A 13838-nucleotide genomic window follows, 5' to 3' on the forward strand; every position below is an offset into this window, starting at 1 on the left:
GGGGTGCCGCGTCACATCAGGGCAATCTGACGAAAGAGCTGCGCGCCCAGGGCCTCGATCGTCACCTTGCCTTCGCCCAGCTTCATCATGTTCTTTTCCGGCAGATAGCTGATCTTGACATAAAGATCATGGCCTGACCCTCGCAATTTCGGCGGCTTGGCCTTGCCGGGAAAGATTGTCCTGACCTGTTTGTAGCCGCTTGCGATGGTCTTGCCCAAGGAGGCTGCAGTTTTGGCCACGCCGTCGGGCGTTCCGATGGCGGTTTTCGCGCCGCCAACGGCAAAACCGGCCGCGGTCTTGGCAATGGCGGCGCCGCTGTCATGCAGGGGGAAAAGGCCCTTGTAGCGGTTGCCTGGCACATAACGGCACAGACCCATGTAGATCTCGGGCAGATCGGCGATCAGGTTGACGATCTTCTGTTCGCGGTGCACGGCGCACCATTCGGCCAACCCGTGGGCCGTGCCGATCAGCGCGAGGGGCTGAACCCCGGCGCCCACCTCGGAAAACACCCAGCCATTCACGCTGGACGCCATGGTGGCAGAGCGCATCATTCCGTTGTCCTGAATGACGGAATGGCCGCCGCCGCGCCGAACCCGGGGTGCGGGAACCCGCCAGATGCTTGCCTGGGTCATTGCCAACCTCCTTGCTTGCCTCGGTTTGCCGGTCTGGGCGCATCATGACGTAGGGGAAGCGGTGGGCGAAAGTGGGGAAATCCTCACCCTGGGTAAGGCAGGCTTTCAATGATCCGGTTCGCCGATACCGCCGTAAGTATCAGGAAAGCGGATATTGTTCCGCACAGGCGCAGGCGCTAATCTGGCCTGCAAACAGGATGAGGCGGGATGAACCCATTGACAAGCACGGCCGACCAGAAGGGTCTGCCGCGGTATTTTCCCCAGGTCTTCAACATGGCCTGCGGAATGCAGAACGGGCGGCTGGATTTCGTCCTGCCCGACGGACGGCGGTTTCGCGCGACCGGAACCAGAACCCCCTGGCCGGTGGCCGAGCTGCATGTGCACAACGCCGATGTCTTTGCCCGCCTGATCCGCGAGGGCGATCTTGGCTTTTGCGACGCCTATATCGACGGCTGGTGGTCATCGCCCGATCTTCAGGCCTTTCTCGATCTCTGCAATGCCGACAACTGGGATGTCTACGACAGCTTTCCGGGCATGGGCATCGTGCGCCTGTTCGAACGGGCGCGGTTCTGGCTTTTGGGGAATTCCAAGGCCCAGGCCCGGCGCAACATTGCCGCCCATTACGACCTGGGCAACGATTTCTACGGTCTGTGGCTGGATGACACGATGACCTATTCCAGCGCGCTGTTCACCACGGGGCAGGAAAGCCTTGAGGCCGCGCAGACCGCGAAATATGCCAGCATGGTCGATCAGATGGGCGCGAAGCCGGGCGATCACGTGCTGGAAATCGGCTGTGGCTGGGGCGGGTTCGCCGAATATGCTGCGGCCGAACGCGGGCTGAAGGTGACCTGCCTGACCATCAGCAAGGCCCAGCACGACTATGCCGTGGCGCGGATCGCGGCGGCCGGTCTGGCCGACCGTGTGACCATAAAGCTGCAGGATTACCGCGACGAAACCGGCCTTTACGACGGCATCGCCAGCATCGAGATGTTCGAGGCCGTGGGCGAAAGATATTGGCCGGTCTATTTCAAGACGCTGCACGCACGCCTGAAACCCGGCGCCAATGCCACCCTGCAAATCATCACCGTGATGGAGGAGCGTTGGGATGTCTATCGAAACACCGTTGATTTCATTCAGAAATACATCTTCCCGGGGGGGATGCTCCCCGCGCCTTCGGTGCTGCGCCGCGAGGTGGAAAAGGCCGGTCTGACCGTGCGCCGTTCGGTGGAATTCGGCGAAAGCTATTCCCGGACGCTGCGCCGCTGGCACGATGCCTTCAACGACCGCTGGGACGAGGTGCGCGCCCTGGGGTTCGACGACAGGTTCCGGCGGATGTGGAATTTCTATCTGGTCTCTTGCGCTGCGGCCTTTCAAAGCGGAAACTGCGACGTGACCCAGATTACCGTGACAAGGCCCGCATAGCCCCATGTATCCCACCGCCGCCAAGCTGATCGCCGGACTTCTTTTCGCGGCGCTGGCGTTTTTCGTAAGCGGGCTGGTCATTCCGAACATCCCCTATGGTGCGGATATTCCGATGAAGTTCGGGCTGATGAATGCCGTGATCGGTTTTCTCATGGGCTGGCGCGTGGTGGGGCGGCGCGCGGGCGAGGGATATGCCTTCGGCATGGCCTACGGCGCGACGGCGGCCGTGGCCACCGCCTTCTGGGTTCTCATGTTCTGGGCCGGGCGCGAGATGATCAAACGCTCGCTCGATCTCTACTATGACGATCCGACCGAGGCGCTTGAGGAAATGGTGCGGCTGATGCTGGATTACGCGGCTTACATGCTGCCCGGCGGGGTGATACCCGCATTCGCGGTCGGCGCGGTCTTCTGCGGAATCGTCACCGAATGGGTCGGCCAGAAGAACGCCCACCCGACGGAGTGATCCATGAACGACCTTTTCATTTTCGGCACGCTGCTGGACGGCGACCTGCGGCGCGTGGTGGCGGGCTGTGATCTTGCCGGTCATCCTGCGGTTCTGAACGGGCAGGGGGTCTGGCGGGCCTCGAGGGGGGATTACCCGGTTCTTGGGGCGGGTGACGGTGCCGCGGGCCTGCTGCTGTGCGATGTCCCGTCCGAGGCGCTGGCGCGGTTGCATTTCTACGAGGAAGGTTTCGGCTATGTCACCGACAGCGTGACCGTCTGCGTCGATGGGGCCATGCGCCCGGCCACCGTCTATGTGCCGGCAAATCCGGCAGCCCCCAGCGGCGATGAATGGTCGCTGGCCGATTGGCAGGCCGGCTGGGGCGCCATGACGCGCCGCGCCGCGCAAGAGGCGATGGCGCTGTTCGGAACCACCACGGGCGAGGGGCTGCGCCAGAGGATGGGCACCATCCGCGTGCGCGCGGCCTCATCCCTGCGGGCCGAGACGCGCGAGGTGGCGGGTGAACCATTCGGCCGCTCGGCCGTCACCACCATCGCCGCGCGCCGCCCCTACGTGAATTTCTTCGCCGTCGAGGAGCAGGAGCTGTCGCACCGTCGTTTTGACGGCACCCAAAGCGGGGTGATGACGCGCGCGGGCTTCCTCATGGGCGATGCGGTCACGGTGCTGCCCTATGATCCGGTGCGCGACCGGGTGCTTCTGGTCGAACAGTTCCGCTATGGCATCTACCTGCGCGGCGATCCCGCGCCATGGAGCCTTGAGCCCGTGGCAGGCCGCATCGACCCCGGCGAAGACCCCGAAACCGCCGTCCGCCGCGAAGCGCAGGAGGAGGCGGGCCTTGAAATGGGCAGGCTGCACCATGTGGCCAACCATTATCCCAGCCCCGCCGCCGTGACCGAATTTCTGTTCAGCTATGTCGGCCTCTGCGATCTGCCTGGGCTGACGCCGGGGGCGGGCGGGCTCGATTCCGAACACGAGGACATCCGCACCCATGTGATGGCCTTCGACGATCTGATGGCGCGCATCGGGCAGGGGGTGATCACCAACACCCCGCTTCTGCTGACCGCATACTGGTTGTTGAACGAACGCAGCCGCCCCGGCGCCTTTGCTTGAGTTCGCCGTGCCGCAGGCATAGACAGAAGCTGATCGAAGGGCATCGGCAAGGAAGCATAGCATGACAATTCACAGTGATCTGGCCGCGGCCATCGGCAACACGCCCCTGATCCGGCTGAAAGGCCCGTCCGAGGCCACGGGCTGCGAGATTCTGGGCAAGGCCGAATTCATGAACCCCGGCCAGTCGGTCAAGGACCGCGCCGCGCTTTACATCATCCGCGATGCGGTGGCGCGCGGCGAGTTGAAGCCGGGCGGCACCATCGTGGAAGGCACCGCCGGGAACACCGGTATCGGGCTGGCGCTGGTCGGCGCGTCGATGGGGTTTCGCACGGTCATCGTGATTCCGGAAACCCAGAGCCAGGAAAAGAAGGACATGCTGCGCCTTGCGGGGGCCGAACTGGTGCAGGTGCCCGCGGTGCCCTACAAGAACCCCAACAATTACGTGAAATATTCCGGCCGTCTGGCCGAGGCGCTGGCCAGGACCGAGCCGGCCGGCGCGATCTGGGCCAACCAGTTCGACAATACCGCCAACCGCCAGGCCCATGTGGAGACCACCGGCCCCGAGATCTGGGATCAGACCGGGGGCAAGGTGGATGGTTTCATCTGCGCGGTCGGGTCGGGCGGCACGCTGGCCGGTGTGGCCGATGTGCTGCAACCCAAGGGCGTCAAGGTGGCCCTGGCCGACCCCGAGGGGGCAGGCCTGCTGAAGCTTTATACCGGCGATGAGAACCCGGGAGATTCGATCACCGAGGGCATCGGCCAGGGGCGCATCACCGCCAACCTCGAAGGGTTCACCCCCGACATGGCCTTCCGCATCCCCGATGCCGAGGCGCTGCCGGTGGTCTTCTCGCTGCTGACCGACGAAGGGCTGTGCCTTGGCGGTTCGTCGGGCGTCAACGTGGCCGGCGCGATCCGCATGGCCAGGGAGATGGGTCCGGGCCACACCATCGTGACCGTCCTCTGCGATTACGGCACCCGTTACCAGAGCAAGCTGTTCAACCCCGCCTTCCTGCGTGAAAAGGGCTTGCCGATCCCGGTATGGCTGGACGATGGCGGGCGCGGATTGCCAGCGGTGTTCGAGGAATGATCCAAGGCGCGCCGCAACTGTTGCGCGCGTTCCTGCTTGGCGTCCTTGTCTGGCTGGCGCTGGCGATTGCGCCCCTGGCCCAGGGAGAGGACGACATCGCCGCCTGGGAGGCCCTGGCCGAACGCGCCGAAGAGATCCTCGAGGTCGATCGCGCCTCGGACCGGCGGCTTGAGGATCTGCGCGGCGAGATTGCCGATTACCGCGAGACGTTCCTGAGCGCCCAGGGCACCAACCAGACCCGTATCACCACGCTTCAGGCGCAGATTTCGGCCCTTGGCGCCCCGCCGGGCGAAAACGACCCGCCCGAGGCCGACGAGATCGCCGCGCGCCGGGCCGAGCTGGAACAGCAGCTTGCGCGCCTTGAGGCGCCCCGCCGCGCCGCGGAGGAGGCCTATAACCGCGCCGACGGCCTGATCCGCGAGATCGACCGCACCATCCGCGAACGCCAGACCAAGGAGGTGCTGAGCCGCGGCCCAAGCCCCCTGAACCCCGCCCACTGGGCGCCCGCCTTCGCCGACCTGGCGCGCAGCCTGGATGAATGGGGCAAGGAACTGCACGAGGGGCTGACAGCCCCCATCGGCGGGCAACTGTTGAATGCCGACAACGCGATCCTGCTGGCGCTGGCCGCGATCGGCATGGTCATGGTCCTGCGCGGGCGCGTCGCGCTGACCTGGCTGACCCGGCGGTTCTATGTCGGCTGGCGCGGCAACAGCAGCCCGGCCCTGGCCTTCATCGTGTCGTTGGGGCAGGTGGTTGTGCCGGTGCTGGGGCTGGCGCTGTTGGCGACGGTCGGCTTTGCCAGCGGCCTTCTGGGGCTGCGCGGGCAGATCCTGGCCGAGAACCTGACCGGGCTGGGTATCGTCGTCTTCGGGGCGGTCTGGCTGGGCGCGCGTGTGTTCCCCACCGATGGCATCCACGATTCCCCGCTTCCGGTGCGGGCCGAACGGCGCCGTTCGGGGCGGTTCTATGCGGCGATGCTGGGCCTGCTCAGCGCGGCGGCCACGCTTCTGACGCGCCTTGTGGAATTCGACAACTATTCGGCCGAAACGGTTTCGGTGCTCAGCTTCCTTGTCCAACTGGCGGGCGGGGCGATCCTGTTTGGCTTTGGCCGGTTGCTGAGCGAGGTCGGCCCGCCCGACCCGGCGCCGGACGACGGCGAGGGGGAAAGTGTGCCCTATTTCGTCACCATGCTGCACCTGCTGGGGCGGGCGTCGATGGTGATCGGGGTGATCGGGCCGGCCCTTGCGGCGCTGGGGTTTGCCAGCGCGGGGTCGCTGATCGTCTTCGGGATGATCGGCAGCATTGCCCTTCTGGCCCTGCTGGCGGTGATGCGGCTGGTGGTACGCGATTTCTACGCCCTGGTCATGCGGCTTGATCCGCAACAGGCCGGAGAGGCGCTGACCCCGGTGCTGATCAGTTTCCTGCTGGCGATTTGTGCCCTGCCGCTGTTCGCGCTGATCTGGGGGGCAAGGGTCACGGACCTATCGGAACTCTGGGCGCGGTTCCGCGAAGGTTTTGCCATCGGTGACAGCCGCATATCGCCGGCCGATTTCCTCAGCTTTGCCGTGGTCTTTGCCGTCTGCTTCATGCTGACCCGTCTGTTGCAGGCTGCCCTGCGCGGTTCGGTCCTGCCCAAGACGCGGCTGGATACCGGCGGGCGCAACGCCATCGTGGCGGGCACCGGCTATATCGGGGTGTTCCTGGCGGGGATTTTCGCCGTCACCTCGGCCGGGATCGACCTGTCGTCGCTTGCCATCGTGGCGGGGGCGCTGTCGGTCGGGATCGGCTTTGGCCTTCAGAACATCGTCAGCAACTTCATCAGCGGCATCATCCTGCTGGTGGAGCGCCCGATTTCCGAAGGCGACTGGATCGAGGTCGGCGGGCAGATGGGCTATGTGCGCGACATCTCGGTACGCTCGACCCGGATCGAGACCTTCGACCGCACCGACGTGATCGTGCCCAACGCCGATTTCGTCAGCGGCACCGTCACCAACTGGACCCGGGGCAACCTGGTGGGGCGGGTGATCGTGCCGGTGGGCGTTGGCTATGGTTCGGACACCCGCAAGGTCGAAGCCATCCTCCAGGAGATCGCCGAGGCGCACCCCCTCGTGGTGCTGAACCCGCCACCTGCCGTGCTGTTCGTGGCCTTTGGTGCCGACAGCCTGAACTTCGAGATCCGGGCCATCCTGCGCGACGTGAACTTCGTTCTCTCGGTGAAATCCGACATGAACCACGAGATCGCGGCACGCTTTGCCGCCGAGGGGATTGAAATTCCCTTCGCCCAACGCGACATCTGGCTGCGCAACCCCGAGGCGCTGCACGAAAGCCGCACCGGTGCCACCGGTCCAGCCGCTTCTTCCGCACCTGCCACCCAAGCCCCTGTTTCGGACCGGCCTTACCTGACCCCGGACGACCTGGAACAGACAGGCAATGCCACCGACAACCCCGACGCCGGAAAGGACGAACCGTGACCCTCCCTCTCTTCCGCCAGGATGCCTATTGCCACACGGCCACCGGCACCGTCACCGCCCATACCGACGAGGGGGGCATCATCCTTGACCAGTCGCTGTTCTATGCCACGGGGGGTGGTCAGCCGGGTGACAGCGGCGCCCTGCGCTGGCCGGGCGGCGAGATCGAGATCGCGACCTGTCTCAAGCGCGAGGGCGAGACGCTGATCCTGGTGCCCGCAGCCCCGGCGCCCTTGCCCCCCGTGGGCCAGGCCGTGACCCAGACGCTGGACTGGGGCCGGCGGTTGGGCCACATGCGCGTTCACACCGCCCTGCACCTGCTTTCGGTGGTCGTACCGCTGCCGGTCAGCGGCGGCGCGATCAGCGCCGACAAGGGGCGGCTGGATTTCGACATGCCCGAAGCGCCCGACGACAAGGCGGCCCTTGAAAACGCGCTGAACGACCTTGTCGCGCGTGATCTTGCGGTGAGTGAAAGCTGGATCGACGATGACGAGTTGCGCGCAAATCCGGGGCTGGTGAAAACCATGTCGGTCATGCCCCCCATGGGAAGCGGCAAGGTGCGCCTGGTGCGCATCGGCTCCGACGACGACCAGGTCGATCTGCAACCCTGCGGCGGCACCCATGTGCGCCGCACCGGCGAAATCGGCCCTCTGCGGCTGGGCAAGATCGAAAAGAAGGGCGCACAGAACCGCCGGATCTATCTTCACCTGGCCTGAGCGTCGAAACCCCGCGTTTTCCCGCCCGACTCCCTTGCAATCCCCGCCACGATTGGCTAATCCACGCGCCACGGACAGGTGGCCGAGTGGTCGAAGGCGCACGCCTGGAAAGTGTGTAGGCGGGAGACCGTCTCCAGGGTTCGAATCCCTGTCTGTCCGCCACAAACGATTCGCGAACCCGAGACGAGGTCCCAGTGTGGGCCTTTTTTCTTTTTGGTTCAAAGGGGTTTAACGAGGCCATCCGACTTTCGGAGACTGGCATTTGGGCCCAAATCTGTCTCTGAACGCCCCGCGGCTCTTTTCACCCGCCCTTCACTCAAATCGAGACGCATTCAAAAAAGCAACTCTTTTCAGATGCTTGCCAAAAATGGATTGCGCCGCAGTTGAGGCAGGTTCGACCGCTATCGAAACGGTCAGAGACACCTGAAGGCGGCGTGGTTCTTCGAAACAGTGCGAACGGTCGCGAGACGTCTTTGATGACAAACGGACTTTCCGCTCATAGCCTGGTGGCATGTCGAACGGGCCCTGGACAGATGAAGAAAACGACCTGATCGTCGCGGATTACTTCGCGATGCTGGCCGACGACATGGCGGGCCGTCCCTACAACAAGGCTCAGCACCGGCGCAGTTTGATGCCCCTTTTGCGAAGCCGAACGGAAGGATCGATCGAGTTCAAGCATCAGAATATCAGTGCGGTGCTGAAGGGGCTCGGCGAAGATTGGATCCCCGGCTACAAGCCAGCGTTCAATTTCCAGATGACCTTGGTTGATGCTGTGGCGCGCTGGTTGGCATGGAACCCGGCCTGGCTTGGGCGGATGCCGGGCTCGCGATCAGCAAATGGTTTGCGCGAGGCTGCGCAGATCTGGATTGGACCGTCACCGACGCTGTCGAACCAGCCGCCGCCGCTGGAACTGGAGCAGATGTTGCATGTCGCTAAAAAGTTTGACGTGGCGGGTCGGGATGAACGCAACCGCGCCCTCGGACGTGCGGGAGAAGAGTGCGTCGTTGCACACGAACAATCCGCACTGAAAATAGCCGGTCGAGATGATCTGGCGCGCAAGGTGCGGTGGGTTTCCGAAGAGGATGGCGACGGTGCCGGGTACGACATTGCCAGCTTTACGCCGGACGGACAGGAGCGTTTGATCGAGGTGAAAACGACAAATGGCTGGGAACGAACGCCCTTTTACATTTCCCGCAATGAACTGGCGGTCGCCGAAGAGCGCCGGTCAGAATGGTGCTTGTTCCGTCTCTGGAATTTCTCGCGTGAGCCGAAAGCATTTGAGTTGCGCCCGCCGCTAGATGCCCATGTCTCGTTGACCGCGACGGCCTTTCAGGCGAGCTTTCATTAAAATCTAACTGAACCCGCGCTGTTCTTGCTCTGGCCAAGCCTCTCCTGGGAGAAAGCACAGATCGTACAGGCTGACCGCCAACGGCTCGCGCCCGCAGGTCAGCCGCTTGAGTACCTCCGGTGCGAGGTAGGCCAGCCGCAACTGGCGACTGACATGGCGTTCGGCCAGACCGACGGCTTCGGCCAGTTCCATGATCGTGCTGAATTCGCCAGTGTCCATGCGCCGCCGCCAACCCCACGCCCGCCCAATGGCGCGGAGGACATGCGGATCCTGCGTCTGGTCCTCGCTGGGCAGATAATCGGCAGGCGGCATGATTTTAGGCCGACCATTCTTCTTGCGGACCTTCAATGGTATCTGCACGCGAATTGTGTCATCGGCATGGGTCATTCGGCTGTCTCCAGATTGCGCGGCGCGACCATCTCGCGGATGACGCCTGCGATCCCTTCGCGCCTGATGTCCAGCTCCAAGCCGTCGGCTGTGACGGTGACACGACGGATTAGAAGCTGGATGATCCGTGCTTGCTCGGTCGGGAACAGTTGCGCCCAGAGCGCGGTGAATTCATGCAATGCTGCGATGACGTCGGCCTCGGAAGTCGCGCCCTTTTCCGTCTTCAGGGCCGCGATCACCTGCGTCACGACCTCCGGCGTCTGCAGAATGCGCCGGACCTCTGTCACGACAGCGTCCTCGACCATTCCAGCCGCGAGCCGCATCGGGGCGGTCTCTTCGCCGGTCTCGCGGTTCCGGATGACGTCCATCGAAACGTAGTAGCGGTAAAGCTTCGCGCCCTTCTTGGTGCTTGTGGGCGTCATGGCAGCGCCGGTGTCGCTGAAGATCAGCCCTTTCAGCAGGGCGGGGGTCCGCGACCGGCTGTTATTTGCACGTTTGCGCGGGCTTTCCTGCAAGATGGCGTGCGCCCGATCCCAGAGGTCGTTGTCGATGATAGCGTCGTGCTCGCCGGGATAAGCCTTGCCCTTGTGGACGGCTTCACCACGATAAACACGGTTGTTCAGGAGCCGATAGAGGTAGCCCTTGTCGATCAGCGTACCCTGCTTGTTGCGGAAGCCGTCGCGGCGGAGTTCGCGTGCGAGAACCGTCGCGGATCCCAGTTCGACAAACCGCTCGAAGATGCGGCGGACCGATGCGGCCTCGGCGTCGTTCACCAACAGTTTTCGATCCTGCACATCATAACCCAGCGGAACATAGCCGCCCATCCAGATCCCGCGCTTGCGCGATGCCGCCACCTTGTCGCGGATCCGCTCGCCGATAACTTCGCGCTCGAACTGGGCGAAGCTGAGCAGGATGTTCAGCGTCAGCCGTCCCATGGACGTGGTGGTGTTGAACGACTGCGTCACCGACACGAAGGTGACGCCGTTGCGGTCGAAGATCTCGACCAGCTTGGAGAAATCCATCAGCGAGCGGCTGAGGCGGTCGATCTTGTAGACAACGACCACGTCGATCAACCCGTCGTCGATGTCGGCCAGAAGCAGCTTGAGACCGGGACGTTCGAGGGTGCCACCGGAAAAACCGCCATCGTCGTAGCGTTCGCGGGTCGCAACCCAGCCCTCGGATCGCTGGCTGGCGATATAGGCTTCGCAGGCCTCCCGCTGGGCATCGAGGCTGTTGAATTCCATGTCGAGCCCTTCTTCGCTCGACTTGCGGGTGTAGATGGCACAGCGCAGGCGGCGCTTGGGGCGGGCGTTGATATCCATCATGCTTCCTCCCGCTTGCGTTCACGCAGGCCGAAGAAGCGATAGCCATTCCAACGCGTTCCGGTGATGGCACGGGCCACGGCCGAGAGCGATTTGAACTTCCGGCCCTGCCAGTCGAAACCGTCTGTCAGAACGATCACAGTCTGCTCGACCCCGTCCCATTCCCGGATCAGTCTCGTGCCCACCACCGGATTGCGCGGATCGGCGATCTGGTTTTTCCTCCGCGCGACACCCTCAACCTCATCGGCCAGCAGATCCAACATGCGGCGCGTTTCCCGGTCAGGGCCGCCGTAGGTCAGTTCCTGGATACGATAGGCGATGCGCATTTCCAAAAAGGTCCGGCTGTTGTTCGGCGCGGCACTGCCGAAAAGTTTTTCCCATTCGGCTTTCAGATCCCTGACCGACATGGCCTTCAGCGTGGCCAGGCGCGCTAGGACGGTTTGATCCATGGATCGGTCCTGCCCAGGTTTTTTAGGGCTTATCTTATTGTGATGCTTCATCAATTCCTCCGATGCGGATACGTTTTGCACGACGACCACCGCTCTTCCGGGGCGAGAAGTCCACGAAACTGTCTCCGCCTTCGGCAGATAAAGAACTGGCATCTTCGGCGTTCAGGCGAATGACGCCAGCCGCCAGAATGCGGCCGATTTCTTCGAGGCGCGCATCCGCTGACATGCGCTCAGGACAAAGGGGATTGGCACCCGAAATCGGGCCTGATGTGATGCTGGGCATGGCGACTTTTCGCGATTGGAATGATGCCATGAATGTATCGCGAAATCAGAAAATCACAAGCAATTCAATAATTTGCGGACAGCATCGACCTGCGCGTAGAGCCGCGTATTTCTGCGCAATGACTATGCGGCCGTAGGGGGCGCCAATTGGAAGCACAGAGCCGAATCAGCCTCGGCGACCATCCATGAATTTGTCGAATGTATCGATGGTCTGTTCTTCTTCCAGCTCGGCCATATCCCAGCGGGATGGAGCGCGGTCAGGATAAAGCAGCAGCGAGATCGTCATCTGGTCGTTGCGGGGCGAGAACACCGTCATTTCATGGACGGGTTCAGATCCCAACCAGACACCTGCCGGGTGGAGGTGACCATGGCGACCAGTATCCCAGTCCACCTCCTGCGCGGCCAAGGAGGCGGCTGGCATCTCGGTCACGGTTTGCCGCGCCCTGTAGAAGACGCCGGATTTCAGCAAAGGCTCGCTGGACCATGCCCAGTCGATGAACCCCTCCTTGCCAACCACGATCATCGCCCGCTTGTCGGTGATGGTCATCCATTTCAGGATCGCCGCCGTGAGCGACACGGCATAGCGGTCGGCCAAATCAGTCATCATATCGATATCGATGACGCGACCCTTGATCTGCTCACGGAAATCGTCGAGCGGCATCAACAGGTAGGAGGCAAAAGTATTGGCCTCACCTTCGATCTTGTTCCGGCCCTCATCCCAGTCAGCCATATTGCGGTTGCTACACTCAAGGCCGTTGGGGTTGGTCTGCCGGTGCAGCAGGTAGTGGCCCAGCTCATGGGCCAGCGTGAAGTTCCGCCGCCCCGGCGAACGGATGGTCTCATTGTAAATTATACCCCACTCACCGGAACCGTTGGGGTGCGGCATCAACATGCCTTCGACGCCCTTGGACAGGTCCAACCCGCCGACCATGGTGATCGGTGCGTCCGGAAACACCTGTCGTGAGAAATCCTTCGCCAGCGCCGCCACATCAATGGGAAACCGCGGTAGCCCATGCGCTGCCTGATGCAGCGACAGGATCTGAGTAAGGCGGATTGCCCAACCCTGTGGCGTCGTGGGCAGGCTCAATCCTTCTTTCCCCACATATCGATCATCTGATTGATCTTAGCTTGGTCGTCCGGGGCGAGCTTGCTGAATTTGCGGAAGAATGCCTCCTTTAGAACCGCGTCTCCGGGCTCCTCGCTTTCATCCAGCAGATAATCGGTGGTGACCTCGAGGGCCTGAGCGATCCGTGTCAGTTTTTCTCCGGACGGCTTTCGTGCGTCGCGGTTTTCCAACTCCCAAATGTAGCTCTTACTCGAGTCGGTCAGTTCCGCGAGCTTGTCTAGGGAGTATCCCTTTTCCTGGCGGTGGCGCTTGATCTTGGCGCCGAGGGACGTGGTCATTGTATCATCCTTGTTTTCCTTGGTTGCAGGAAGCTTGTTCGGTATGCCGAACAAAATCGTGCCGCGCAAGTAGACATGGCGGTTTGTTCGGTATATATCGAACAGCATCGTATCGCTTTGCGCCGTTTCCCTCCTCCTCCTGGCCAGAAAGTGTTGATTTTCACCCAGAAATGACCCGGGTTTTCCATCGAGAACTGACCCACCTTGAGGTTATGTTTCGAGGGTCAGGCTTGGGTCAAGACATCATTGGCCTCCCTCTTTTTCCGGGCCGCTACGGCGGCGCTGGCTTTGAAGCGGAAGCTGTCGTTGCCGGTCTCCAGGATGTGGCAGCGGTGTGTCAGGCGATCGAGGAGTGCGGTCGTCATCTTGGGGTCGCCAAAGACGGTGGCCCATTCGCTGAAGCTCAGGTTCGTGGTGATGACGACGCTGGTCCGCTCGTAGAGTTTGCTCAGCAGATGGAAGAGCAGCGCGCCGCCTGATGCGCTGAATGGCAGGTAGCCAAGTTCGTCCATGATCACGAGATCCAGTCGGACGAGGCTTGTGTATTGACCCAGCGGAATCTGCTCAGGTTAAGCCGCTAATCTGAATGCCTCGGCAGGCGTGCGCATGGCAAGCGCCTGGTGAGGGCGGCGGTTATTGTAAAAGGCAATCCAGTCACCGATGACGCGCATCGCATGTTGGATGCTTTCGAAGCGGTGGCGATGCACGCACTGCTCCTTGAGCGTCCGAATGAAGCGCTCGACCATGC

15 protein-coding genes, 1 tRNA gene and 1 pseudogene are annotated in these 13838 nt (G+C 62.7%); 8 read left to right on the plus strand and 9 right to left on the minus strand.

Translation table 11 applies throughout. The annotated features are described in order from the left end of the window. Positions 1-11 precede the first annotated feature (11 nt). Positions 12-632, minus strand: a complete 621-nt coding sequence (locus H7828_RS09380; protein ID WP_226780754.1) for a hypothetical protein — start codon at positions 630-632, stop codon at positions 12-14. Positions 633-839: 207 nt separating this feature from the next. Here H7828_RS09380 and H7828_RS09385 point away from each other — a divergent pair, with 207 nt between their 5' ends. The 8 genes from H7828_RS09385 (at position 840) to H7828_RS09420 (ending at position 9246) form a co-directional block, all read left to right on the plus strand. Next, a complete protein-coding gene (locus H7828_RS09385; RefSeq protein WP_226780755.1) occupies positions 840-2054 on the plus strand; it encodes an SAM-dependent methyltransferase in 1215 nt (404 codons plus the stop codon). 4 nt (positions 2055-2058) lie between these two features. Beyond that, on the plus strand, positions 2059-2517 hold the full coding sequence (locus tag H7828_RS09390; protein WP_226780756.1) for a TrgA family protein: 459 nt from the start codon (positions 2059-2061) through the stop codon (positions 2515-2517). Positions 2518-2520: 3 nt separating this feature from the next. Next, positions 2521-3627, plus strand: a complete 1107-nt coding sequence (locus H7828_RS09395; protein ID WP_226780757.1) for an NUDIX domain-containing protein — start codon at positions 2521-2523, stop codon at positions 3625-3627. A 61-nt stretch (positions 3628-3688) separates the two neighbouring features. Beyond that, the gene (locus tag H7828_RS09400) at positions 3689-4714 is read left to right on the plus strand and encodes a cysteine synthase A (protein ID WP_226780758.1); all 1026 of its coding nucleotides are present in this window, start codon (positions 3689-3691) and stop codon (positions 4712-4714) included. Continuing rightward, a complete protein-coding gene (locus H7828_RS09405; protein ID WP_226780759.1) occupies positions 4711-7185 on the plus strand; it encodes a DUF3772 domain-containing protein in 2475 nt (824 codons plus the stop codon). The genes H7828_RS09400 and H7828_RS09405 overlap by 4 nt, the downstream gene beginning before the upstream one ends. After that, on the plus strand, positions 7182-7898 hold the full coding sequence (locus H7828_RS09410) for an alanyl-tRNA editing protein (RefSeq protein WP_226780760.1): 717 nt from the start codon (positions 7182-7184) through the stop codon (positions 7896-7898). The genes H7828_RS09405 and H7828_RS09410 overlap by 4 nt, the downstream gene beginning before the upstream one ends. A 72-nt stretch (positions 7899-7970) precedes the next feature. Further along, positions 7971-8060: transfer RNA gene (locus H7828_RS09415), tRNA-Ser, on the plus strand. A gap of 349 nt (positions 8061-8409) precedes the next feature. Beyond that, entirely contained in the window at positions 8410-9246 is an 837-nt protein-coding gene (locus H7828_RS09420; protein ID WP_226780761.1) for a protein NO VEIN domain-containing protein, read from the plus strand. Positions 9247-9249: 3 nt separating this feature from the next. On the opposite strand, the gene H7828_RS09425 is transcribed toward H7828_RS09420, so the two are convergent. The 8 genes and pseudogenes from H7828_RS09425 to H7828_RS22975 all read right to left on the minus strand — a co-directional run bounded on the left by H7828_RS09425 (position 9250) and on the right by H7828_RS22975 (position 13836). After that, positions 9250-9633, minus strand: coding sequence for a hypothetical protein (locus H7828_RS09425; protein ID WP_226780762.1), 384 nt, complete (start codon positions 9631-9633; stop codon positions 9250-9252). Continuing rightward, a complete protein-coding gene (locus tag H7828_RS09430) occupies positions 9630-10955 on the minus strand; it encodes a recombinase family protein (protein ID WP_226780787.1) in 1326 nt (441 codons plus the stop codon). The genes H7828_RS09425 and H7828_RS09430 overlap by 4 nt, the downstream gene beginning before the upstream one ends. Next, on the minus strand, positions 10955-11404 hold the full coding sequence (locus H7828_RS09435; protein ID WP_226780763.1) for a DUF2924 domain-containing protein: 450 nt from the start codon (positions 11402-11404) through the stop codon (positions 10955-10957). Before H7828_RS09435 ends, H7828_RS09430 begins: the two co-directional genes overlap by 1 nt. A 34-nt stretch (positions 11405-11438) precedes the next feature. Then, positions 11439-11717 (minus strand): hypothetical protein, encoded by a 279-nt coding sequence (locus H7828_RS09440; protein WP_226780764.1) that lies wholly within the window; start codon positions 11715-11717, stop codon positions 11439-11441. 135 nt (positions 11718-11852) lie between these two features. Further along, positions 11853-12773, minus strand: a complete 921-nt coding sequence (locus tag H7828_RS09445; RefSeq protein WP_226780765.1) for an ImmA/IrrE family metallo-endopeptidase — start codon at positions 12771-12773, stop codon at positions 11853-11855. After that, positions 12770-13198: a helix-turn-helix domain-containing protein gene (locus tag H7828_RS09450; protein WP_211237077.1), complete on the minus strand. Its 429-nt coding sequence runs from the start codon at positions 13196-13198 to the stop codon at positions 12770-12772. Before H7828_RS09450 ends, H7828_RS09445 begins: the two co-directional genes overlap by 4 nt. Positions 13199-13314: 116 nt before the next feature. After that, a pseudogene (locus tag H7828_RS09455) lies at positions 13315-13626 on the minus strand (ATP-binding protein); the annotation flags it as partial. A 33-nt stretch (positions 13627-13659) separates the two neighbouring features. Continuing rightward, entirely contained in the window at positions 13660-13836 is a 177-nt protein-coding gene (locus tag H7828_RS22975) for an integrase core domain-containing protein (RefSeq protein WP_226780788.1), read from the minus strand. Positions 13837-13838: the final 2 nt, after the last annotated feature.

The sequence above is a fragment of the Oceaniglobus trochenteri genome (assembly GCF_020529025.1).
GTDB classification, from domain to species: Bacteria; Pseudomonadota; Alphaproteobacteria; order Rhodobacterales; family Rhodobacteraceae; genus Oceaniglobus; species Oceaniglobus trochenteri.

What these genes read in the sequence shown, in the direction of transcription:
- H7828_RS09450 (WP_211237077.1), bottom strand. Translation starts at nt 13,198, where the DNA reads ATGCTGTTCGATATATACCGAACAAACCGCCATGTCTACTTGCGCGGC.
- H7828_RS09430 (WP_226780787.1), bottom strand. Translation starts at nt 10,955, where the DNA reads ATGGATATCAACGCCCGCCCCAAGCGCCGCCTGCGCTGTGCCATCTAC.
- H7828_RS09440 (WP_226780764.1), bottom strand. Translation starts at nt 11,717, where the DNA reads ATGGCATCATTCCAATCGCGAAAAGTCGCCATGCCCAGCATCACATCA.
- H7828_RS09420 (WP_226780761.1), top strand. Translation starts at nt 8,410, where the DNA reads ATGTCGAACGGGCCCTGGACAGATGAAGAAAACGACCTGATCGTCGCG.
- H7828_RS09380 (WP_226780754.1), bottom strand. Translation starts at nt 632, where the DNA reads ATGACCCAGGCAAGCATCTGGCGGGTTCCCGCACCCCGGGTTCGGCGC.
- H7828_RS09405 (WP_226780759.1), top strand. Translation starts at nt 4,711, where the DNA reads ATGATCCAAGGCGCGCCGCAACTGTTGCGCGCGTTCCTGCTTGGCGTC.
- H7828_RS09435 (WP_226780763.1), bottom strand. Translation starts at nt 11,404, where the DNA reads ATGGATCAAACCGTCCTAGCGCGCCTGGCCACGCTGAAGGCCATGTCG.
- H7828_RS22975 (WP_226780788.1), bottom strand. Translation starts at nt 13,836, where the DNA reads ATGGTCGAGCGCTTCATTCGGACGCTCAAGGAGCAGTGCGTGCATCGC.
- H7828_RS09390 (WP_226780756.1), top strand. Translation starts at nt 2,059, where the DNA reads ATGTATCCCACCGCCGCCAAGCTGATCGCCGGACTTCTTTTCGCGGCG.
- H7828_RS09425 (WP_226780762.1), bottom strand. Translation starts at nt 9,633, where the DNA reads ATGACCCATGCCGATGACACAATTCGCGTGCAGATACCATTGAAGGTC.
- H7828_RS09385 (WP_226780755.1), top strand. Translation starts at nt 840, where the DNA reads ATGAACCCATTGACAAGCACGGCCGACCAGAAGGGTCTGCCGCGGTAT.
- H7828_RS09395 (WP_226780757.1), top strand. Translation starts at nt 2,521, where the DNA reads ATGAACGACCTTTTCATTTTCGGCACGCTGCTGGACGGCGACCTGCGG.
- H7828_RS09400 (WP_226780758.1), top strand. Translation starts at nt 3,689, where the DNA reads ATGACAATTCACAGTGATCTGGCCGCGGCCATCGGCAACACGCCCCTG.